Origin of the sequence: Streptomyces sp. NPDC002884, assembly GCF_040295245.1 — a bacterium.
In the GTDB taxonomy this organism is placed as follows: Bacteria; Actinomycetota; Actinomycetes; order Streptomycetales; family Streptomycetaceae; genus Streptomyces.
In genome coordinates, this window is the sequence record NZ_JBEOVB010000025.1 from 34625 (window position 1) to 56292 (window position 21668).

The window sequence follows — 21668 nt, forward strand, 5'->3', positions numbered from 1 at the left end:
TCCCCGGGTCAGGTGGTCTCGGTCGGCGCAAGGGTGCCCGTGCGGGCCGCCTTGCTGTACCACAGCGCGCTCGACTTCGGTGTGCGGGTCAGCGTCGCGTAGTCCACGTAGACCGCGCCGAACCGCTTCTCGTAGCCGTACGCCCACTCGAAGTTGTCGAGGAGCGACCAGAGGTAGTAGCCCCGCACGTCCGCGCCGTCCGCGATCGCCCGCCGGACCGCCGAGAGGTGGCCGTGCAGGTAGGCGATGCGCTCCGGGTCGTGGACGCGGCCGTCCGAGTCGGGCTTGTCGTCGTAGGCCGCGCCGTTCTCCGTGATGTAGAGCGGCAGGCCCGGCGCCTCCGCCGTGTAACGCATGATCAGCTCGTGCAGGCCGGTCGGGTCGATGGACCAGCCCATCTCCGTGCGGTCGCCGGGCGTCAGGTGGAAGGCCACGTCGTCCGCGCCCGGCCACGGCGAATGGTCGCTCGCGCCGTGACCGTCCGAGCGGGGGCCCCGCACCGACGCGTCCGCCGCCGAGACCAGCGTGGGCGTGTAGTAGTTCAGGCCCAGCGCGTCCAGCGGCTGGTGGATGGCGCGCAGATCGCCGTCGAGGACGTACGACCAGTCCGTCAGCGACGAGGTCGCCGCGAGCAGCGTCTCCGGGTAGGCGCCCCGCAGGATCGGGCCGTGGAAGACGCCGTTGGCCAGGTCGTCGATCTTCTGCACCGCGGCCAGGTCCGCCGGGTCGCCCGGGGAGAGCGGGCGCACCACCGAGGAGTTGAGGCTGATCGCCACCGAGTTGCGGGCCGGCATGGCCGAGCGCAGCGCCGACGTGCCCAGCCCGTGGGCCAGGTTCAGGTGGTGTGCCGCCTTCAGCGATGCCACCGGCTCGGTGCGGCCCGGCGCGTGCACCCCGGACGCGTAGCCCAGGAAGGCACTGCACCACGGCTCGTTGAGCGTGATCCAGTTCTCCACGCGGTCGCCGAGCGCCTCGCCGACGATCTGCGCGTACTCGGCGAAGCGGAGCGCCGTGTCCCGCTCCGGCCAGCCGCCCGCGTCCTCCAGCTCCTGGGGGAGGTCCCAGTGGTAGAGGGTGACGGCCGGCTTGATGCCCGCCGCCAGCAGCTCGTCCACCAGACGGCGGTAGAAGTCCAGGCCCACCTGCACCGCGGGGCCCCGGCCGGTCGGCTGGACCCGGGACCAGGAGACGGAGAAGCGGTACGCGGACAGGCCCAGCTCCGCCATCAGCGCCACGTCGTCGCGGTAGCGGTGGTAGTGGTCGACAGCGATGTCACCGGTTTCGCCACCGGCCGTCCTGCCGGGCGTATGGCTGAAGGTGTCCCAGATCGAGGGGGTGCGGCCGCCCTCGCGCACCGCCCCCTCGATCTGGTACGCGGAGGTCGCGGCACCCCAGAGGAAGGCGGGCGGAAAGGTCACCGGAGTAATGGGCTCAGGCATGGAAGCGCTCCCATGGGTGGTCGTCGAGACCGACGAGGTCGGGGGGGAAGTGGTGCGGAGGGGCCGGGGCGGCGATGACCCGGCCCCCGAGAGGTCACGGACTGACGGACGGGAGGGCGTCGAGGCGTCGTACGGAGCCGTTTCGCTTGGTCAGCCCTTCACGGCGCCCTGCATGATGCCGCCCACGATCTGCTTGCCGAAGATCGCGAAGACCAGCAGCAGCGGCAGCGTGCCCAGCAGCGCGCCCGCCATGATCAGGGACTGGTCCGGGGTGTAGCCGCGGCCGAGGCCCGCGACCGCGACCTGCACGGTCGGGTTGCCGGTCTGGCTCAGCACCAGGAACGGCCACAGGAAGTCGTTCCAGGTCTGGACGAACATCAGCATGCCGAGCACCGCCATCGCCGGGCGCGCCGCGGGGAACACCACGTGCCACACCACGCGCCAGCTGCTCGCGCCGTCCACCCGGGCCGCCTCGATGATCTCGTCGGGCAGCGCCTGGATGAGGTACTGGCGCATGAAGAACACACCGAACGCGCTCACCAGCGACGGCAGGATCACCGCCTGGAGCTGGTCCGTCCACTCCAGCTTGGCGACCATCATGTAGAGCGGGATGATGCTCAGCTGCGGCGGCACCATCATGGTGCCGATCACGATCAGCATCAGCGCGCCCCGGCCCCGGAACCGGAGCTTGGCGAAGGCGAACCCGGCGATCGTCGAAAGGAAGACGATCGTCGCCGCCGAAGTCCCCGCCACGATCGTCGTGTTGACGAACGCCTTGCCCAGATTCGCGTCGTTCCAGGCCACGTCCAGGTTGTGGAAGAGGTTCGAGCCGAACACGAACGGCGGCGGGTTCTGCGCCAGCCGGTTGTTGTCGCGGGACGCCGCGATCGCCGTCCACACCAGCGGGAACAGCGAAACGATGGTGAACACGCCCAGGACTATGTAGGCGATCGGGCCGCCGTGCATCTGCCCGCCGGCCCGCGCGGACTTCGGCCGCCGCACCTTGCGGGCCGTCGGCACGGCGTCCTCGGATTCCACGGACTTCGCGGTCGTTGTCGTCGTCGTCACGGCCGGTACTCCTAACTACTGGCGCGCAGCCGGCGCGAGATGACGTAGTTGACGATGCCGATCACGATCAGGATCAGGAACATCGTCCAGGCGATCGCCGAGGCCCGGCCCAGGTGCTGGTTCACCCAGCCCTGCTCGTACAGGTACAGGCCCAGCGTCTGGAACTGGTGCTCCGCGCCGCCCGACGCGCCCTTGTTGGCGTCGAACAGCAGCGGTTCGCCGAAGACCTGACTGGCGCCGATCGTCGAGACGACGACCGTGAACAGGATCGTCGGCCGCAGCGACGGCAGCGTGACGTGCAGGAACTGCTTCCAGCGGCTCGCGCCGTCCAGCGCCGCCGACTCGTACAGATCCTGCGGGATCGCCTGCATCGCGGCCAGGTAGATCAGCGCGTTGTAGCCCGTCCACCGCCAGATGACGATCGACGAGACGGCGATCTGCGACGGCCACTTGTCGTTCTGCCAGTCGATCGCGTCGATCCCGACGAAGTGCAGCGCCCAGTTGATCATGCCGTAGTCGCGCCCGAAGAGCAGCACGAAGACCAGCGAGGCGGCCGCGATCGAGGTCGCGTAGGGCGCGAGCATCGCGACCCGGTAGAAGGTCGAGGCGCGCAGCTTGTAGTTGAGGATGTGGGCGAGGCCCATCGCCATCAGCAGCTGCGGAACGGTCGAGATGATCCCGATCGTCAGGGTGTTCTTCGCCGCGTTCCAGAAGAAGTCGTCGTCGAAGATGCGCGTGTAGTTGCGCATCCCCACCCACGTCATGTCGGTGGGCGCGGTCAGCTCCACCTGGTGCAGCGAGGCCCAGCCGGTGTAGACCAGCGGGAACAGGCCGAACGCGAGGAAGAGCAGGAAGAACGGCGAGACGAAGGCGTACGGGCTCCAGCGCTTGTCCCGCTGCCAGCGGCGGGACAGCCGGGCGCGGTGCCGCTGTTCCGCCTCCGTGGGAACGGGGGCCGGGCGGCCCGGGGCCGCGCCCCCCTCCTTGGCGGGGGGCGCGGCGGTGTCGTGGCGGGTGGCCATGCGGGTCACTTGTCCAGGTTGTTGTCGATGGTCTTGGTGGCCGTCTCCCAGGCCTCCGCCGCCGACTTGCCCTTCGTCACGAGGATGACGCCGTTGTCGGTCAGGCCCTGCTGGATGATCTGGTCCTTCGGGCCGATCACCTGCACCGGAGCCGTCTTGGCGGCCTCGGAGAAGACCGTACCGATCGGCGAGTCACCGGTCATGTCGTTCTTCGCGCCGGTCACCTCGGGCATCGTGTACGCGCTCGGCGTGCTCGGGAAGGAGCCCTGCACCTTGAACAGCTTCGCCTGCTGCTCGGGCGCGGTCAGCCAGGTGATGAACGCCTCGGCCTCCTTCACGTGCTTACCGCTCTTCGGCACACCCAGGAAGGAGCCGCCCCAGTTGCCGGACTTGGGCGCGACGGCCACGTCCCACTTGCCGGCGTCCTCGGCCTTCGCCTTGCCCTTGATGGTGCCGAGCATCCACGGCGGGCAGGCGATGGTGGCGAACTTGCTGTTGGCGATCGTGGTGTCCCAGGCCGGCTGGAACTGCGTCTGGGCCTGGACCAGGCCCTCCTCGGCGGCCTTCGCGGTCAGGTCGAAGGCTGCCTTCACGGCCGGGTTCGACTTGTAGATGATCTCGCCGGAGGAGTCGTAGAACTTCTCCTTCTCACTGCTGAGGACGGCGTTGATCAGGCCGCCGGGGGAGTCCATGAAGAAGGTGCCTGCCTTGGCCTTCTTCTTGTACTGCTCGCCGGTGGCGATGAACTTGTTCCAGTCACCGGCCCACAGCTTGCCGACCGCCTCGCGGTCGGTGGGCAGACCGGCCGCCTGGAAGAGGTCCTTGCGGTAGCAGAGGGCCATCGGACCGACGTCGGTGCCGAGAGCGATCGTCTGGCCGTCCTTGGTGGTGCCCTGCGACCACTTCCAGTCCAGCCACTTGCTCTTGTCGACGCCCGAGACCTTGGACATGTCCTCGAACTTGGCCGCCTGCGTGGCCACGACCTCGGCTATGTTGCCGACCTCGATGGCCTGGACGTCCATCAGGCCACTGTTGGTCGTGAGGTGGTTGAGGAGCGCCGGGTAGTAGTTCTCGTTCCGCTCCGTGACGTTCTCGGCGATCTTGATGTCGGGGTGGAGCTTCTCGTACTCGGTGTAGAGACCGGCCTCCTTGAAGCCCATCGTGCCGAACAGGCCGAGCGTGATCGTCGTCTTGCCCTTGCCACTGCCCGACGACGAGCCGTCGGATGCGTCGTCGCCGCCGTCGTCGGCACAGCCGGCCAGCAGCCCGGCGCCCAGCGACGCTACGGCCGCGAGGACCACCACCCGGCGGGTGGTTCGGGTACGTGCTCGCATTGCGTCCTCCTGTTGCCCTGACGTGCCGACCCCCCGGCCAACTGCATTGTTGGGCCCGTTAGTTACTCGCTGCGGCTCGGGCGGGGAACGTGCGGGATGTGTATGTGTCAGGTACCGTGGGAGCGCTCCCACAGGTGATGTGTTGAAGAGTCGTCGGTTCGGGCGGGGGTGTCAAGGGTGGGGACGCGGAGAGATGCGTTCAGTTATCTGCCTGTTAGCTAACTCGGGGAGACAGCGCTTTCCGGCCGCGAGCGACGACACTCCGGCCGTCCGGAGCCCGGGAGTTGGGCCGTCCGGCGCCCGGGAGTCGGGCGCTGACGGCGCTCCGGGGCGAGGCCCGTCGGGCGGCTGCGGGCGAGGCTCCGCGGGGCCGGGGCGGGCCCCCGGGGGCGACGACCGTCGGCGAAGGTGGGCGCGACGGACGAGGCTGTTAGATTCCAGGCCAGCGTGAACGACGGCGGGAAGGCGGGGCCCATGGCAAGCCACGGAGCGCGGAGCCGGAGCGGAGGGCGGCCGACTCTCGAAGAGGTGGCCGCGCGCGCCGGTGTCGGCCGCGGCACGGTCTCCCGGGTGATCAACGGCTCGCCGAGGGTCAGTGACGCGACCCGCGCGGCCGTCGAGGCGGCCGTGGCCGAGCTCGGCTACGTCCCCAACACCGCGGCCCGCGCCCTGGCCGCCAACCGCACGGACGCGATCGCGCTGGTGGTCCCCGAGCCGGAGACCCGCTTCTTCGCCGAGCCCTACTTCTCGGACATGCTCCGCGGCGTCGGCGCGGAACTCTCGGACACCGAGATGCAGCTGCTGCTGATCTTCGCGGGTAGCGATCGCGAACGACGCCGGCTCGCCCAGTACCTGGCGGCGCACCGCGTCGACGGGGTCCTCCTGGTCTCGGTGCACGCGGACGACCCGCTGCCCGATCTGCTGGCCCAGCTGGAGATCCCGGCGGTGATCAGCGGCCCGCGCTCCGCCGCGGAGACCCTCCCGTCCGTGGACTCCGACAACTACGGCGGCGCCCGCTCGGCGGTGGATCACCTGCTCTCCCGGGGCCGCACCCGCATCGCCCACATCACCGGCCGCACGGACGTCTACGGCGCCCAGCGGCGCGTCGACGGCTACCGGGACGCCCTGCGCGACGCGGGGTACCCGGCGGACGAGGGCCTGATCGCCCCGGGCGACTTCACCGAGGAGGGCGGACACCGCGCGATGGGCGAGCTCCTCGCCCGCAACCCCACCCTCGACGCGGTCTTCGCCGGCTCCGACGTCATGGCGGCCGGCGCCCGCCGGGCGCTGCGCGAGGCGGGCCTCCGCCTCCCCGAGGACGTGGCGATGGTCGGCTACGACGACTCGGCGATCGCCCGGCACATGGACCCGCCGCTGACGAGCGTCCGCCAGCCCATCGAGGAGATGGGCCGCAGGATGCTGGACCTGCTCCTCACGGAGATCGCGGACCGCCGTCCCGCGGTGTCCCGCGGCCTGGAGCGCCGGCAGGTCGTGCTGGCGACGGAGCTGGTGGGGCGCTCCTCCTCCTGAACACGGCGCTCCTGAGCACGGTTCCGCGGAGCACGGCGCTCCTGAGCAGGGTGCTCCCGAGGCGGTGTTCCCGAGGGGGCGCGGCTTCACGGAGCGACGGCCAGCCGCCACCGCACCTCGCCGTCCTGCCGCTCCGCGGTGGCCGAGAGCCCGGCGGCACGGGCCACGGCCGCGGACGCGTGGTGCTCGGGATGGATGTGGGCGACGAACGTGCGCACGCCCTGTGCCCGCAGCCGGCCGACGAGTCCGGCGGCCGCCTCGGAGGCGAGGCCGCGGCCCTGCCAGGGGGTGCCGACGACCCAGGCGATCTCGGCGTGGTCCCGCCCGGTCACCGTGGCCTGGACGGTCCCGGCAGGCCGGCCGGTGTCCCGCATCCGCAGCACCCAGTTGCACCAGGAGACGGACGGATCCGGCGACCCGGCGACGAGCCGTTCGTAGCGGGCGCGCAGGGCCTCGGGTGTGCAGGGGGCGCCGCCGATGAAGGTGTGCAACGCGGGATCGCCCAGGACGACGGCCATCTCCGCCGCGTCTTCGACACGCAGGGGGAGAAGGTCGAGCCGGGCGGTCGCGAACGGCTCGACGGGGACTCTCGGGTGCATGACCCCTCCCGGGAAACACATCAGCCGGTGACCTCCCTCTCGGGAAGTCACCGGCTGATGACTCAGGGTGAGTGACGGGACTTGAACCCGCGGCATCCTGGACCACAACCAGGTGCTCTACCAGCTGAGCTACACCCACCACGCCCGGCAGTTGGACTTTGCGGTCTCCCTACCGGCCGAGAAAAAGTGTACAGGGTCCGAGGGGGTGCTCGCGCACGCCTTTACGGGGGCCCCTCAGCTGCTGGACACGACGTGCTTCGCGGCGATGGTCCTGGCGGTGTCGGAGTCCGGCCCGGGCTGCGGCACGAAGACGGCCTCGCGGTAGTAGCGCAGTTCCGCGATGGACTCGCGGATGTCGGCGAGGGCGCGGTGGTTGCCGTTCTTCGGGGGGCTGTTGAAGTACGCCCGCGGGTACCAGCGCCGGGCGAGCTCCTTGATCGACGACACGTCGACGATCCGGTAGTGGAGGTACCCCTCGAGGGCGGTCATGTCCCGCGCCAGGAAGCCCCGGTCCGTGCCGACGGAGTTGCCGCACAGCGGCGCCTTGCCCGGCTCCTTCACGTGCTCCCTCACATAGGCCAGCACCTGGGCCTCCGCCTCCGCGAGGGTCGTCCCGCCTGCCAGCTCCTCGAGCAGGCCGGACGCGGTGTGCATCTCGCGCACCACCTCCGGCATCGTCTCCAGTGCCCGGGCCGGCGGGCGGATGACGATGTCGACGCCGTCGCCGAGCACGTTCAGCTCGGAGTCGGTGACGAGGGCGGCTACCTCGATGAGAGCGTCGTCCGACAGCGAGAGGCCGGTCATCTCGCAGTCGATCCACACCATGCGATCGTTCATGCGACCACCCTAAAGCTGACGTCGGCTTTTGAGGTGCCCCGCGGGGGCGCTCTCGTGCCCGAGCGCCGGTCGGGCAGCTGGGCCCGACCGGCGCTCGCGAGGTTCCGTCACCCGCTCAGGTGCCGCTGCGCTGCCCCGGCAGGCTCGCCCGCGAGGTCGCGTACGCGTCGCGCGCGTGCTCGGACGGCAGGGACGCCGACGAGCCCATCGCACCGGCCGCCGCCGAGGCCGTACGCCGCAGCTGCGGCGGTACCGGCCCCGGGCCGTCCGGGTGCAGCGCCGGAGGCGGTTGCGGCGGGCCCGACGGTTCGTGGTCCGTCGGCCGTTCGCTCTGTGGCCTGCGGGCCCGGTAGGCCGCCCGGTACGCCGCCGGGGACGAGCCGAGCTGCCGGCGGAAGTGCCCGCGCAGGGCCACCGGCGAGCGGAAGCCGCAGCGCCCCGCGACCTCGTCGACCGAGTAGTCCGACGTCTCCAGCAGGCGCTGCGCCTGGAGCACCCGCTGGGTGATCAGCCACTGGAGCGGCGCGCTGCCGGTCAGGGACCGGAAGCGGCGGTCGAAGGTGCGGCGGCTCATATAGGCGCGGGCCGCCAGCGTCTCCACGTCGAACTGCTCGTGGAGATGCTCCAGCGCCCAGGCGACGACCTCGGCGAGCGGGTCGGCGCCGATCTCCTCGGGTAAAGACCGGTCGAGGTAGCGCTCCTGACCGCCCGACCGGCGTGGTGGGACGACCAGTCGCCGGGCCAGCGCGCCCGCCGCCTCGTTACCGTGGTCCGTCCGCACGATGTGCAGACAGAGGTCGATTCCGGCCGCCGTGCCCGCCGACGTCAGCACGTCGCCGTCGTCGACGAACAGTTCGCGCGGATCCACGTGTACCGACGGATAGCGCTTGGCCAGCGTCGGCGCGTACATCCAGTGGGTCGTGGCCGGGCGCCCGTCCAGCAGACCCGCGGCGGCCAGCACGAACGCGCCGGTGCACAGGCCCACGATGCGGGCACCCTCCTCGTGCGCCCGGCGCAGCGCGTCGAGCGCGTCCTCCGGCGGCGGCGAGGTGATCGAACGCCAGGCCGGCACGACGACCGTGCCCGCCCGTGAGATCGCCTCCAGGCCGTGTGGCGCGGTGAGTTCCAGGCCCCCTGTGGTCCGCAGCGGGCCTTCTTCGCCCCCGCACACCAGCAAGCGGTAGCGCGGTACGCCGGCGTCCTGGCGGTCAATCCCGAACACCGACAGTGGAATGGAACTCTCGAAAATGGGGCCGCCGCTGAACAGCAGCACCGCGACGATCTCCTTGCGGCGTCGCCCGGAGAGTTTCCGGGCCGCGGCTTCCGGCGCGGCAGTGGAGTCGTGGCTCATCCTGCTAAGCCCCCCTCGGTGGTCGCGGCTCCTCGGTTGTGTCGCTCCTGCACGTTTCCCCTCGGTCCTGCACGAGTCCCCCGCCGTAGACAGTCAAGATCGAATCTAACGTGTCGCACAATGCCGGCGTGGCCAGTTCACCACCCGGCAGATTGTCGACATGGCAACTTGGCGTGAAGCATTCGATCACGAAGCGTTGCACTCGTGGGCCGTGCAGGGAAGTGCGCCTCGGTGCGGTGGCCAATCCCCGTAGGGTGCGCAGGGCCCCTGAGGTCCTTTCCGTGCAGGTGGAACGGGGGGTGGGGGGTGGTTGGGGCAAGGGATGCGCCATCACCGGAAGTTGGCTGAAAAGAAGCGGGTCCGTGCGTGAAAACCGGTCAACCGACCGGTGAGTTTCCCCCGGAGTGACGACCGCCACGGTGTGACCCCGTTCCGGTGCGCTGATGGCGCCCCCGGTGGTGCGCCTGTGGCGCCCCTTCCTCGTCGAGCAGCCGGGCCGCGCACCGCTCGGACCGGCGCAGCAGCACCCGGCAGACGGCCGTGACGGCGGCCAGGCCCAGCGCGGTGCCGGTGGCGCCGGCCAGGGAGGTGCCGTACCAGAGGAGGACCACCGGGACCAGGAAGCAGCTGAAGGCCGCCCATCGGATCAGGTCGGTCGACCGGTCGTCGCCGGGGCCGGTCTCGGGGGTGGTACGGGACGAGGGCACGGGGTGGGCTCCTTCCTGGGGCGGCGGGGCGGCGGGGCGGCGGGGCGGCGGGGCGGGGTGCGGCGGTGCGAGGGGCGGGCGGTGCGTCGGCGGCGGGGCGGCGGTGCACGGGGTTCAACGCCTGTTCGAGCGGTCGGTCACTGCCGGAGCCGGTCCCGCGTAAGTGAATCCTGTGCAAACCGCCTGTACGGGGCAGCAACCATTGCGTTACGGGCGTCCGCTCGTGCATGCTCCCTGGAACCCCCACCGGGGGCGTGCGGGAACTGGGCCCAGGAGGCGTGCCGCCGTACCCTTGGGGGTATGGGGTTGGGAAGATGATTCCCGGACAGCTCCATCGCTCACCGCCGCGTCCCCCTCGTATAAGGATCAATACGCCGAGACAGCCATGGCCGGTCACGAATTCTTCGAACCCGCGGACCGCAAGCGGCCCGTCGCCGACCCTACGGCGGCCGAGCCCCTGGCGGCGGAAGACGCACGCCACTCCTGCGATCCAGCCTTCAAGCACGGTGTGGTCGTCGGCTTCGACGGCTCCACGTCCAGTGAACGCGCGCTCGCGTACGCCATCGGCATGGCCCACCGCTCCGGCTCGGGCCTGATCATCGTCCATGTCGCCAACCGGCTGCCCACCACGGTGTGGGCCGGCTGCGAGCCGCCCGTCTTCGTCGACGTCCCGGACCACCGCACCGAGGTGCTCGGTCTGGAGCTCGCCTGCGCGGAGTACCTCGCCGAGGTGCCCTGGATCCTGGTCGAGCGCGGCGGCGACATCTGCCACGAACTCGAAGAGGTGGGGCGGGAGTACGAGGCCGACGCGATCGTCGTCGGCTCGACCCACGGCATCGTCGGCCGGATCTTCGGCTCGGTCGCGGGGCGGCTCGCCAAGCGGGCCAAGCGGCCCGTCGTCGTCATTCCGTAACTCGCCGTCCTCCCAGGTGGGATGAGATTCCGGGTACGCCCGGCCCCCTTGCCGCGCCGCGTGAATCTACTGGCGCGTAGGGGTGTTTGTGCCTTTGTGAAGGGCATATATCGCTCACACAACTGCACATGCATGAAGGGAGCCCGCCGTGGACAACGACGTCTCTGCGGGAAACAGCACCACCACGATCGCCGGCCGACTCGCCCTGGGTGTCACCCTGTTGGCCTTCGGGCTCGGGTACACCGACCTCATCGACGGCGTGACGGCTGCGGACGCCGTATCCATCGCCCACTACGTCGGCGGCGTCGCACTGTTCGTCGCCGGCCTGTTCGCCTTCCGGGACCGCGACACGGCCACCGGCACCGCCTACACCGTCCTCGGCGCCTTCTGGTTCACCTGGGCGGTCTCCGCCGGCACCCAGGTCTCCGACAACGCCGCCGGGCTCTTCCTGCTCCTGTTCGCCCTCGTGGCGCTCTCCCTGACCCTCGCCGGTGGCGACCAACTCGGCCAGGGCGTCCACGGGTTGTTCTGCGCCGGGCTCGTGCTGATGGCCGTCGCCCGGTTCGCCGACAGTGACGGACTCACCAAGGTCGGCGGCTGGTTCGCCGTCGCGGCGGGCGCGGTGGCCTGGTACGCGGCGACCGCGGCGCTGGCCCACTGGCCCACGGCGTTCTCTCGGCGTGCTGCCCGCCCCGGGGTGACGGCCACGGGCTGAACGGCAGCCGAGGCCGGGGAGTCGGGCATCCCCGGCGACAGAACGGCCCCCCACATGCAGGTGGCACGCGTGGGGGGCCGTTCCGTGTGAGCGGGGAGGACTACTCCACCGTCACCGACTTCGCCAGGTTGCGCGGCTTGTCGATGTCGCGGCCGAGCGCCTTCGCCGTGTAGTACGCGAGGAGCTGGAGCGGGATGCCCATCAGGATCGGGTCGAGCTCGTCCTCGTTCTTGGGGACGACGACCGTCTGGTCGGCCTTCTCCTGCTCCCGGTGGGCGACCGCGATGATCTTTCCGCTGCGGGCCTTGATCTCCTCCAGCGCGGCGCGGTTCTTCTCCAGCAGATCGTCGTCGGGGACGATCGCGACCGTCGGGAGCGCGGGCTCGATGAGGGCCAGCGGGCCGTGCTTGAGCTCGGAGGCCGGGTAGGCCTCGGCGTGGATGTACGAGACCTCCTTGAGCTTCAGCGAGGCCTCACGGGCGACCGGGTAGCCCCGGACGCGGCCGATGAAGAGCATCGAGCGGGCCTCGGCGAGCGTCTCGGCCAGCTTCTCGATCTCCGCCTCCTGCTCCATGATCTCGGCGATCTGCGCGGGCAGCTTGCGCAGGCCCTCGATGATCCGCTTGCCGTCGCGCACGGAGAGGTCACGGGTGCGGCCCAGGTGCAGGGCGAGCAGCGCGAAGGCGACCGTGGTGTTGGTGAAGCACTTCGTCGAGACGACGCAGACCTCGGGGCCCGCGTGCACGTACACGCCGCCGTCCGCCTCGCGGGCGATCGCCGAGCCGACCACGTTGACCACGCCCAGCACCCGGGCGCCCTTGCGCTTCAGCTCCTGGACGGCCGCCAGCACGTCGTACGTCTCACCGGACTGCGAGACGGCGATGTACAGGGTGTCGGGGTCCACGACCGCGTTGCGGTAGCGGAACTCGGAGGCGGGCTCGGCGTCCGCGGGGATGCGGGCGAGCTCCTCGATCATCTGGGCGCCGATCATGCCCGCGTGGTACGAGGTGCCGCAGCCGAGGATCTTCACCCGGCGGATCTGGCGTGCCTCGCGGGCGTCCAGGTTGAGGCCGCCGAGGTGCACGGTGGAGAACCGGTCGTCGATGCGGCCGCGCAGCACGCGGTCCACGGCGTCGGCCTGCTCGTGGATCTCCTTGTGCATGTAGGTGTCGTGGCCGCCCATGTCGTAGGAGGCGGCCTCCCACTCGACGGTGGTCGGCTCGGCCGTGGTGCGGGTGCCCTCGGTCGTGTAGGTGCGGAAGTCGTCGGCCTTCAGGGTGGCCATCTCGCCGTCGTCGAGGGTGACGATCTGGCGGGTGTGGGCGACCAGCGCGGCGATGTCCGAGGCGACGAACATCTCCTTCTCGCCGATGCCGAGGACGACCGGGGAGCCGTTGCGGGCGACGACGATGCGGTCGTTGAAGTCGGCGTGCATGACGGCGATGCCGTAGGTGCCCTCGACCACGCGCAGCGCCTCGCGGACCTTGTCCTCGAGCTTCTCGGCCTGGGCGCGGGCGACGAGGTGGACGAGGACCTCGGTGTCCGTCTCGGAGAGGAACTCGACGCCGTCGGCCTCGAGCTTCTTCCGCAGGTCGGAGGCGTTGTCGATGATGCCGTTGTGGACGACGGCGACCTTGAGGTCGGCCGACATGTGCGGGTGGGCGTTCTCGTCGGACGGGGCGCCGTGGGTGGCCCAGCGGGTGTGGGCGATGCCGGTGGTGCCCTTGAAGCGCGCCGGGACCTTGGCCTCCAGGTCGCGGACCCGGCCCTTGGCCTTGACCATCTTCAGACCGGCCGTCTTCGGCGAGGTGACGACGATGCCCGCCGAGTCGTAGCCGCGGTACTCGAGCCGTTGAAGGCCTTCGAGCAGCAGCGGGGCCACGTCACGCCTGCCGATGTATCCGACGATTCCGCACATATATAGGTATCCCCAAGCTTTCGATCATCCGTAGACGATGCGCCGCAGCTGCCTGAGCGTGAGCTCGGGCGGCGCCACCGCACGGTATTTCAGGTCCGCCTCGACCCGTTCGAAGATCTCCGCGTTGACCAGGCCCTGGGCCTGGAGCTCGCGGTGGCGGCGACGGACGTAGTCCTCGGTCGTCTCGTCGAAGTAGGCGAGCACGTCCTGGATCACCCGCAGCGCCTCGCCCCGCTGGAGGGGCGTGGATCGCGTCAGGTGATCAACGAGTTCGTCGTGCACCCGGTAGATCCTGGGGTACGCGAGCCGGTTTCGCAAGAATCGTGCCCGATTTCGGGCAGGCCCCTGTTAAGGAGCCTTGGGAAAACATTGAATGTGTTATGAGCCGCTGTTCGCGAACCGTCCATATGGCGTCTTGCGGCCCGTCGCCCGAGGCGACCATTTTCAGACGTCATGGACACTCCTCGCATGGGCGTACCCGAGCAGCTCGCCGGACGCATGAGCATGGCCGAGCAGCACGAGTACCTGCGCGCCAAGTTCTCCCGGCGCACGATGATCAGAGGCGGCGCCGTCACGCTCGGTGCCGTCACGGGTGGCGCGTTCGTGACCGGCGCCACGGCACAGGCCGCTGTGCCGGCGCAGACCCCGAAGACCGCACCGGCCGCCGAGCACGTCGACGGCGCGCTCGTCGCCCCCTTCGGCCGTCACCTCGCCTTCGGCAAGGACCCGCGCACCGAGATCACGGTCTCCTGGCAGGTCCCGGTCGCGGTGCGGAAGCCCTTCATCCGGATCGGCGCCCACCCCTGGGACCTCTCCCGCAAGATCGAGGCCGAGGTGCGCACCCTTTACACCCCGGCCGGGGTCGGCGCCAGCGGCGACCACACCCAGTACTACCTGCACGCCGAGCTCACCCACCTCAAGCCGGGCCGGACCTACTACTACGGCGTCGGCCACGCGGGCTTCGACCCGGCCGCCGCCCACCTCCTGGGCACCCTCGGCACCTTCACCACCGCCCCCGACCACAAGGCGCCGTTCACCTTCACCGCCTTCGGCGACGAGGGCGTCGGCTACCACGGGCTCGCCAACAACAGCCTCCTCCTCGGCCAGAACCCGGCCTTCCACCTGCACGCCGGCGACATCGCCTACGCCGACCCGGCCGGCCAGGGCAAGACCGCCGACACCGGGTTCGACTCCCGCGTCTGGGACCAGTTCCTCGCCCAGACCGAGTCCGTCGCCAAGTCCGTCCCGTGGATGCCGGCCTACGGCAACCACGACATGGAGGCCTGGTACTCGCCCAACGGCTACGGCGGCGAGGACGCCCGCTGGAACCTCCCGGACAACGGCCCCGACGCGAAGAACCTCCCGGGCGTCTACACCTTCGTCTACGGCAACACGGCGGTGATCTCGCTCGACGCCAACGACATCTCCTTCGAGATCCCGGCCAACCTCGGCATCTCGGGCGGCACCCAGACCAAGTGGCTGGAGACGCAGCTCAAGAAGTACCGGGCGTCGAAGGACGTCGACTTCATCGTGATCTTCTTCCACCACTGCGCGTACTGCACCTCCACCGCACACGCCTCGGAGGGGGGCGTGCGCCAGGAGTGGGTGCCGCTGTTCGAGAAGTACACGGTCGACCTGGTCATCAACGGCCACAACCACCAGTACGAGCGCACCGACGTCCTCAAGAAGGGCGCCGTCGCCAAGAAGCTCCCGATCGGCGGCACGGCGTACCCCGAGACCGAGGGCGTGGTGTACGTCACGGCGGGCGCGGCCGGCCGCAGCCTGTACGCCTTCACCGCCCCGCTCTCCTACGAGGGCCACGAGAACGAGGTCGACTCCGTCGCCTCCTACATCAACACCAAGGACGGCAAGGTCAACGAGACCGTCACCTGGTCGCGCGTGCGCTACCTCGACTACTCGTTCCTGCGGGTGGACGTGACCCCGGCCGCGAAGGGCCGTACGGCCACGCTGACCGTGCGCGGCATCGCCGAGACCGGTGCCCAGGTCGACCACTTCACGGTGGCCCGCAAGGCGAGGTAGCCCCGCCGGGTGCGCCCGGAAGGCAGGGCACACCCCCGCGCACACCCCCGCGCACACCCACGTCGGCAGGCGGTCCTCGTCCGCGCTACATGCGTCTGAGGACCGCCTGTTTGGCCATCGCGAACTCCTCGTCCGTCAGGACGCCGTCGCGGCGCAGGTCGCCGAGTTCGCGCAGGCGGCGCAGCAGCGCGTCGTGGTCGTCCCCGGCGGTGGGGGCCGGCTCGCGCTGCGCGGGCAGGGCGTCCCGGGGTCCGGCCGCCGGATGGGGCAGCCTGGCCTGCACGGCCGCCGCGACGAGCGCCATCAGCGGATCCTTCTTGAATCCCCACAGTTCCACGGCGTTGGGGTCGTACTTGGCCGGTGCCTTCGTCGGCGCGTGCCGCAGCCGGAAGCGCAGACAGCCGTTCTCGAGGCCGACCGCGGGCTGCCACTCCACGGCCTCGATCTCCGCGATGCCGAGACTGCGGGCGCCGGCCGAGGACTTGGACTCCTCGGTCTTCCAGTTCCACTCCAGGCGCACCCGCTCACCGTCGAAGCTCGCGGTGCCGTCCCCGGCGGAGGCGGACAGGGGCACCGACGGGCCGGGCAGCAGATACGCGTCCACCGGGTCGGCCGGCACCTCGTCGAGGAGCAGGGCCTGGCGCACCTCGTCCACGAGGTACTCGGCGACCCCGTACCGGTCGGAGTCGACGAGCAGCTGGTACGGATCGTGCGGCTCGGTCAGCCGTCCGCCGGTCGCCTGGAGGAGGGGGTCGGCGCCGTCCCGCAGCCGCAGCCGCAGCCGCCCGGTCCTCTTGCCCTGCTCGAACGACAGCCCCGCCAACGCGCCCAGGGGCACGACCAGTTCACCCAGTTCCCGGCGCAGCGGGCTGACGTTCTTGTCGCGGCCCGGGGTCAGCCGCAGGGCATCGCCGTCGAAGACCCAGGTGCCGTCCTTCTGGATGATTTCCGCCATGGGGGGATTCTCCCAAAGACGGCGACGGGCGCCCCCGAGGACCGTACTCGGGGGCGCCCGCCCGTCCGGATCAGAACCCTGCGACGGGATTTCTCAGGGTTCCGATCAGCTGGAGGGCGCCCGACGGGTCCGCCAGGTCCACCATCTGCCGGTTGTTGCGCAGCTGGAGGCGGTTGAGGCAGGACAGGGCGAACTCGGGGGCGAACATGTCGTACTGGCGGAACTTGTCGGCCAGTTCGGGGTTCGCCTCCTGGTAGGAGCGGGTGACCTCGGCGACCGTGCGCCAGAAGTCGTCCTCGTCGAGGATCCCCTCGGTGGCGAGGCCGGCCGCGAGGAAGCGGAAGAAGCAGTCGAACACGTCCGTGAAGACGGACAGCAGCTTCTTGTCCTCGGGCACCTCGACGCGGATGCGCCGGACCTCGGGCGGCAGCACCGCGTCCGGGTCCATGACGGCGATCTCCTCGGCGATGTCCTTGTAGATCGCCCGCTGCACCGCCCCGTCCTTCAGGACCAGGATGGTGTTCTCGCCGTGCGGCATGAACACCAGGTCATAGGCGTAGAAGCTGTGCAGCAGCGGGGTGTAGTACGCCTGGAGGTAGCCGCGCAGCCACTGCGTCGGCGTCAGGCCCGACTGCTCGATCAGCGCGCCGGCCACCGACCTGCCCTCGTGGTCCACATGGACCAGGGCGGCCATGGTCGCGAGCGACTCGCCGTCCCGCAGCGTCGGCACCGGGCTCTCCCGCCACAGCGCGGCCAGCATCTTGCGGTACGGCGAGTAGCGGTCCGTGGCCGCCTCGTACTCCAGGTGCCGGTAGCCGACGGCCGCCCGCTCCCGGATGATCGACAGGCCCGTCGACCTCAGCACCGGGTCGTTGTCGATGAGCTGGGCCAGCCAGTCGTTGATGGCCGGGGTCGCCTCCATGTAGGCGGCCGAGAGGCCGCGCATGAAGCCCATGTTGAGGACGGACAGGGCCGTCTTCACATAGTGCTTCTCGGGGTGCGAGGAGTTGAAGAACGTCCGGATGGACTGCTGCGCCAGGTACTCGTCGTCGCCCTCGCCCAGGCAGACCAGGTTCCCGCGCGCGATCTCGGCGGCGAAGGTGACGGCGAGTTTGTTCCACCACTGCCAGGGGTGTACGGGGATGAGGAGGTAGTCGTCCGGGTCCCGGTCCTGCGCGCGCAGGACCGCGTCGAACCGCTCGACCGTCTTCTCGCCCAGCTCCTCCCGCACGAACGACTCGTACGAGATGCCGACGCCCGCCGTGAACGCGGCCCGTGAGCGGTGCGCGGCCAGCCACACCAGCCGGACCGGGCTCGCCGTCTCCGGCGCGTACGACAGGTACTCGTGGATGCCGAAGCCGAGCCGTCCGTTGTTGGCGACGAAGCAGGGGTGGCCCTCGGTCATCCCGGTCTCGATGGCCTGGAAGCCGCTCCTGACCAGCTCCGCCGACGTGATCTGCGGTTTGGTCAGTTTGTAGCAGGTGCCGGAGAGGGTGGAGGAGATCTCCTCCAGGTAGACCGGCAGGATCTCCTCGCTCAGGCCCAGTGTCTTCTTCAGTTCGATGAAGAAGTCCAGTGCGGCGACCGGGAGTTCGGCGTCGTCACGGGTGCGGGTGATCGAGTCGGCGTCCACCTGCCAGTGGTCGAGGGCGTGGCGGACCGCCGTGAAGCGGTAGTAGGTCAGCCCGTCGTCGCTGCGGACGACGAAGCGGCCGTCCTTCTCCTCGGGGGTGAACAGGCGCTCGTGCGCGAACTCCGCGAGGGCCTTGCGGACGAGCAGACGGTTGGCCTTCTCCCAGCGCTCGGGGGAGAGGTGGGCGACGGCGTCGGCGAGGCTCATGCCGGCACCTCCGTCGCGGCGACGAACTGCTCGCGCGTGCAGAAGCTCAGCAGCGCCTGCTTCTCCGGCTTCCGGATCTCCCGCTCGGGCACGAACCCGACGGCCTCGTTGAGGGCGTGCACCGCCGTGTTGGAGACGTCCGGTTCGACGACGACCCGGGAGGTGGCCGGGTCGTCGAAGAGGCGCGCCATCACGGCGGTGATCACGGCCCGGGTGAACCCGTGCACGGGCCGGTCGGTGGGGGCGACCAGGAAGTGCATGCCGACGTCGCCGGGGCGCGGTTCGTACAGGCCGACCAGCTCGCGGTGGGCCGGGTCGTAGTACTCCATCAGGAAGGCGGGCTCACCGTCGTGCAGGCCGATGAGGGCGTGGCTGTGCTCGTCGGCCGCGATGTCCATGTAGGCACGCTCGACGTCCACCAGTTTCGCGTTCTGCATCATCCAGTACGCGGCTTTGGGGTGGGTGACCCAGCCGTGCAGCAGCTCGGCGTCCTCGACCGGGTCGAGGGGGCGCAGGGTGAGACGGCCGACGGCGGCCGTGGTCGTGCTCATACGGCGAACTCCTGGAACGCGATGGTCTTCTCGACCGGGTAGTACTCGCTGCCGAGCAGGTCACGGATGATCGAGCTGTTGCGGTACGCGCCCATGCCGAGGTCGGGGGAGGTGATGCTGTGGGTGTGCGCGCCCGCGTTCTGGAGGAACACGCCCCGGCCCGTGGTGTCGATGGAGTAGTTGCGGGCGATGTCGAAGTTGCCGTGGGAGTCGTAGCGCAGTCTGTCCCGGACGGGCGCGAGGAACTCCGGCTCGACGTACTTGTAGCCGGTGGCCAGGACCAGACCCTGGGAGCTCAGCTCGAAGTCCTTGCCCTGCTCCTCCTGACGGAAGGAGAGGGTGTAGGTGCCGTCGGCGTGACCGGCGCCGGTCAGGGACGAGTTGGTGAGCAGCCGGGTGGGCACCGGGCCGCCGAGGTTCTTCTGGTAGAGCAGGTCGAAGATCTCGTTGATGAGATCGCCGTCGATGCCCTTGAAGAGGCTCTTCTGCTCGGCCGTCAGGCGGTAGCGGGTCTGCTCCGGCAGCTCGCGGAAGTAGTCGATGTACTCCGGGGAGGTCATCTCCAGCGTGAGCTTGGTGTACTCGAGCGGGAAGAAGCGCGGGGAGCGGGTGACCCAGTTCAGCCGGTAGCCGTGGACGTCGATCTCGCTGAGCAGGTCGTAGTAGATCTCGGCGGCCGACTGACCGGAGCCGACCAGCGTGATCGACTCCTTCTTCTGCAGCTCCGCCTTGTGCCGCAGGTAGCGGGAGTTGTGCAGGAAGTCGCCGCCCAGGTCCGCGCAGGCCTCGGGGATGTACGGGGGCGTGCCGGTGCCCAGGACCAGGTGCCGGGCGCGGAACCGCTCGCCGGCGGTGGTCCGCACGACGTACAGGTCGTCCTCGTACGTCACTTCCGCGACCGTCGTCGAGAAGCGCACGCTGCTCAGCTTGTTCGCGGCCCAGCGGCAGTAGTCGTCGTACTCGACCCGCAGCGGGTAGAAGTTCTCGCGGATGTAGAACGAGTACAGCCGGCCTTTCTCCTTCAGGTAGTTGAGGAAGGAGTACGGCGAGGTCGGGTCGGCCAGGGTGACCAGGTCCGACATGAACGGCGTCTGGAGGTGGGCGCCGTCGAGGAACATGCCGGCGTGCCACTCGAAGTCCGGCTTGGACTCCAGGAAGACACCGTCGAGCGTGTCGATCGGCTCGGTGAGGCAGGCGAGGCCGAGGTTGAAGGGGCCGAGCCCGATCCCCACGAAGTCATAGGTGTGGCTGGCTTCAGGAAGCGCGGTCAAGGGACTCTCCCAGGTACTGCTCGGCGTGGCCGGCGATCAGGTCGAGGACGGCGGCGATGTCGTCGGTCGTCGTCTCGGGGTTCAGCAGGGTGAACTTCAGGTAGTGGCGGGCGCCGACCTTCGTGCCCGCGACCACCGCGTCACCGGAGGCGAACAGGGCCTTGCGGGCGTAGAGGTTGGCGCGGTCGATCTCGGCCGGGTCGGTGACGGCGGCGGGGATGTAGCGGAAGACGAGGGTGGAGAGCGACGGCTGGACGACGACGTCGAAGCGCGGGTCGGCGGCCAGCAGGTGCCAGCCCTCGACGGTCAGGTCGCAGACCTCGTCGAAGAGCTGCCCGATGCCGTCGGCGCCCATCGTGCGCAGGGTCATCCACAGTTTGAGCGCGTCGAAGCGGCGGGTGGTCTGCAGGGACTTGTCCACCTGGTTGGGGATGCGCTCCTGCACCATGCGGCGCGGGTTGAGGTACTCGGCGTGGTAGGTGGCGTGGCGGAGCGTGGCCGCGTCGCGGACCAGTACGGCCGACGAACTCACCGGCTGGAAGAAGGACTTGTGGTAGTCGACGGTGACGGAGTCGGCGCGCTCGATGCCGTCGATGCGGCCCCGGTACTTCACGGAGGCGAGCAGTCCGCAGCCGTAGGCCGCGTCGACGTGCATCCAGGTGCCGTACCGGTCGCAGAGCTCGGCTATCTCGGGCAGCGGGTCGATGGAGCCGAAGTCGGTGGTGCCGGCGGTGGCGACCACGGCCATGGGCGTCAGACCGGCTTCCTTGCACCGTTCCAGCTCGCGGGCGAGGGCGAGGGTCTGCATCCGCTTGTCGTTGTCGACCGGGATGGACACCACCGCCTCGGGTCCGAGGCCCAGCAGTTTCGCGGACTTCTTCACGCTGAAGTGGCTGACCTCGGAGGCGAAGACGCGCAGTTCGGCGAGGGACTCCGATTTGGCCTCCTCGCGGGCGAGCAGCAGCGCCTGGAGGTTGGACGCGGTGCCGCCGGAGGTGAACACGCCGTCGGCGGCCGGGCCGAGGCCGATCCGGGCCGTCGTCCAGTCGATCAGTTTGCGCTCGATGAGGGTGCCGCCGGCCGACTGGTCCCAGGTGTCGAGGGAGGAGTTGACGGCCGACAGGACGGCCTCGCCCAGCACGGCGGGGATGACGACCGGGCAGTTGAGGTGGGCGAGGTAGCGGGGGTGGTGGAAGTAGATCGCGTCGCGGAGGTACACCTCCTCCAGCTCGTCGAGGACGGCCGTGGTGTCGTGCAGCGGCTTGTCCAGGTCGATCCCGTCGATGCGGGGCGCGAGGGCGTCGACCGAGACGCCGGTGAACGGACGGTCGGTGGCGGCGATTTTGGCGGCCACCCGCTCTACTCCTTCGGTCACGGAGCGGCGGTACTGCTCCGCGGTCGTGTCATTGAGCAGGTGCGAGCGCATGGTGGGGGTCCTCCGGGGGGTGGGGACGAGGTCTGCTGCGGGCCGGGCTCGGGGTCGGAGCCTCGGGTTCAACTTAGGTTAGCCTAACCTAAGTAATGCTGTCGGAACCCGGCCTCCGTCGTGACCGTGATCACGTCGGCGCCCCCGCGCAA

19 protein-coding genes and 1 tRNA gene are annotated in these 21668 nt (G+C 70.0%); 4 read left to right on the top strand and 16 right to left on the bottom strand.

The genetic code is table 11. From position 1 onward, the window contains the following. Window positions 1–8 precede the first annotated feature (8 nt). The 4 genes from ABT070_RS33740 to ABT070_RS33755 form a co-directional block, all read right to left on the bottom strand. Window positions 9–1439, bottom strand: coding sequence for a GH1 family beta-glucosidase (locus ABT070_RS33740; RefSeq protein ID WP_351766333.1), 1431 nt, complete (start codon window positions 1437–1439; stop codon window positions 9–11). A 150-nt stretch (window positions 1440–1589) separates the two neighbouring features. Next, window positions 1590–2507: a carbohydrate ABC transporter permease gene (locus ABT070_RS33745; protein ID WP_451099084.1), complete on the bottom strand. Its 918-nt coding sequence runs from the start codon at window positions 2505–2507 to the stop codon at window positions 1590–1592. Between the two features lie 11 nt (window positions 2508–2518). Further along, window positions 2519–3529: a carbohydrate ABC transporter permease gene (locus ABT070_RS33750; protein WP_351766459.1), complete on the bottom strand. Its 1011-nt coding sequence runs from the start codon at window positions 3527–3529 to the stop codon at window positions 2519–2521. Window positions 3530–3534: 5 nt separating this feature from the next. After that, entirely contained in the window at window positions 3535–4863 is a 1329-nt protein-coding gene (locus ABT070_RS33755) for an ABC transporter substrate-binding protein (protein ID WP_351766335.1), read from the bottom strand. 474 nt (window positions 4864–5337) lie between these two features. Here ABT070_RS33755 and ABT070_RS33760 point away from each other — a divergent pair, with 474 nt between their 5' ends. Then, the gene (locus ABT070_RS33760; RefSeq protein WP_351766336.1) at window positions 5338–6393 is read left to right on the top strand and encodes a LacI family DNA-binding transcriptional regulator; all 1056 of its coding nucleotides are present in this window, start codon (window positions 5338–5340) and stop codon (window positions 6391–6393) included. Window positions 6394–6479: 86 nt separating this feature from the next. Here ABT070_RS33760 and ABT070_RS33765 read toward each other — a convergent pair whose 3' ends face one another. The 5 genes from ABT070_RS33765 to ABT070_RS33785 form a co-directional block, all read right to left on the bottom strand. Further along, window positions 6480–6992 carry a GNAT family N-acetyltransferase gene (locus ABT070_RS33765; protein WP_351766338.1) on the bottom strand — a complete coding sequence of 171 codons (513 nt, stop codon included), beginning with the start codon at window positions 6990–6992 and terminating at the stop codon, window positions 6480–6482. A 66-nt stretch (window positions 6993–7058) separates the two neighbouring features. Next, a tRNA-His gene (locus tag ABT070_RS33770) sits at window positions 7059–7131 on the bottom strand. Window positions 7132–7226: 95 nt separating this feature from the next. Next, window positions 7227–7829: an oligoribonuclease gene (orn, locus tag ABT070_RS33775; protein ID WP_351766340.1), complete on the bottom strand. Its 603-nt coding sequence runs from the start codon at window positions 7827–7829 to the stop codon at window positions 7227–7229. A gap of 115 nt (window positions 7830–7944) precedes the next feature. Next, window positions 7945–9180: a helix-turn-helix domain-containing protein gene (locus ABT070_RS33780; RefSeq protein ID WP_351766341.1), complete on the bottom strand. Its 1236-nt coding sequence runs from the start codon at window positions 9178–9180 to the stop codon at window positions 7945–7947. A gap of 377 nt (window positions 9181–9557) precedes the next feature. After that, complete coding sequence (locus tag ABT070_RS33785) at window positions 9558–9887, bottom strand: hypothetical protein (protein WP_351766342.1); 330 nt, start codon at window positions 9885–9887, stop codon at window positions 9558–9560. A gap of 385 nt (window positions 9888–10272) precedes the next feature. Between ABT070_RS33785 and ABT070_RS33790 the strand changes: the two genes are divergently transcribed. Further along, window positions 10273–10800, top strand: a complete 528-nt coding sequence (locus ABT070_RS33790) for a universal stress protein (protein ID WP_020131791.1) — start codon at window positions 10273–10275, stop codon at window positions 10798–10800. 148 nt (window positions 10801–10948) lie between these two features. Beyond that, complete coding sequence (locus tag ABT070_RS33795) at window positions 10949–11515, top strand: GPR1/FUN34/YaaH family transporter (RefSeq protein WP_351766344.1); 567 nt, start codon at window positions 10949–10951, stop codon at window positions 11513–11515. Between the two features lie 100 nt (window positions 11516–11615). Here the strand turns inward: ABT070_RS33795 and glmS are convergent, their stop codons facing one another. After that, window positions 11616–13433, bottom strand: coding sequence for a glutamine--fructose-6-phosphate transaminase (isomerizing) (glmS, locus tag ABT070_RS33800; RefSeq protein WP_351766345.1), 1818 nt, complete (start codon window positions 13431–13433; stop codon window positions 11616–11618). A gap of 24 nt (window positions 13434–13457) precedes the next feature. Further along, on the bottom strand, window positions 13458–13715 hold the full coding sequence (locus ABT070_RS33805; protein WP_189918144.1) for a hypothetical protein: 258 nt from the start codon (window positions 13713–13715) through the stop codon (window positions 13458–13460). Between the two features lie 186 nt (window positions 13716–13901). On the opposite strand from ABT070_RS33805, the gene ABT070_RS33810 reads away from it, so the two are divergent. After that, window positions 13902–15473: a purple acid phosphatase family protein gene (locus tag ABT070_RS33810; protein ID WP_351766347.1), complete on the top strand. Its 1572-nt coding sequence runs from the start codon at window positions 13902–13904 to the stop codon at window positions 15471–15473. Window positions 15474–15558: 85 nt separating this feature from the next. Here the strand turns inward: ABT070_RS33810 and ABT070_RS33815 are convergent, their stop codons facing one another. From ABT070_RS33815 to desA, 5 genes are all read right to left on the bottom strand, one after another. Continuing rightward, window positions 15559–16428, bottom strand: a complete 870-nt coding sequence (locus ABT070_RS33815; protein ID WP_351766349.1) for a DUF4429 domain-containing protein — start codon at window positions 16426–16428, stop codon at window positions 15559–15561. A 70-nt stretch (window positions 16429–16498) separates the two neighbouring features. After that, window positions 16499–18268: an IucA/IucC family protein gene (locus tag ABT070_RS33820; protein ID WP_351766351.1), complete on the bottom strand. Its 1770-nt coding sequence runs from the start codon at window positions 18266–18268 to the stop codon at window positions 16499–16501. After that, complete coding sequence (locus tag ABT070_RS33825; RefSeq protein WP_351766352.1) at window positions 18265–18819, bottom strand: GNAT family N-acetyltransferase; 555 nt, start codon at window positions 18817–18819, stop codon at window positions 18265–18267. The genes ABT070_RS33820 and ABT070_RS33825 overlap by 4 nt, the downstream gene beginning before the upstream one ends. Next, the gene (locus tag ABT070_RS33830; protein ID WP_351766354.1) at window positions 18816–20090 is read right to left on the bottom strand and encodes a lysine N(6)-hydroxylase/L-ornithine N(5)-oxygenase family protein; all 1275 of its coding nucleotides are present in this window, start codon (window positions 20088–20090) and stop codon (window positions 18816–18818) included. Before ABT070_RS33830 ends, ABT070_RS33825 begins: the two co-directional genes overlap by 4 nt. Next, window positions 20074–21516, bottom strand: a complete 1443-nt coding sequence (gene desA / locus ABT070_RS33835) for a lysine decarboxylase DesA (RefSeq protein ID WP_351766355.1) — start codon at window positions 21514–21516, stop codon at window positions 20074–20076. Before desA ends, ABT070_RS33830 begins: the two co-directional genes overlap by 17 nt. Window positions 21517–21668 lie beyond the last annotated feature (152 nt).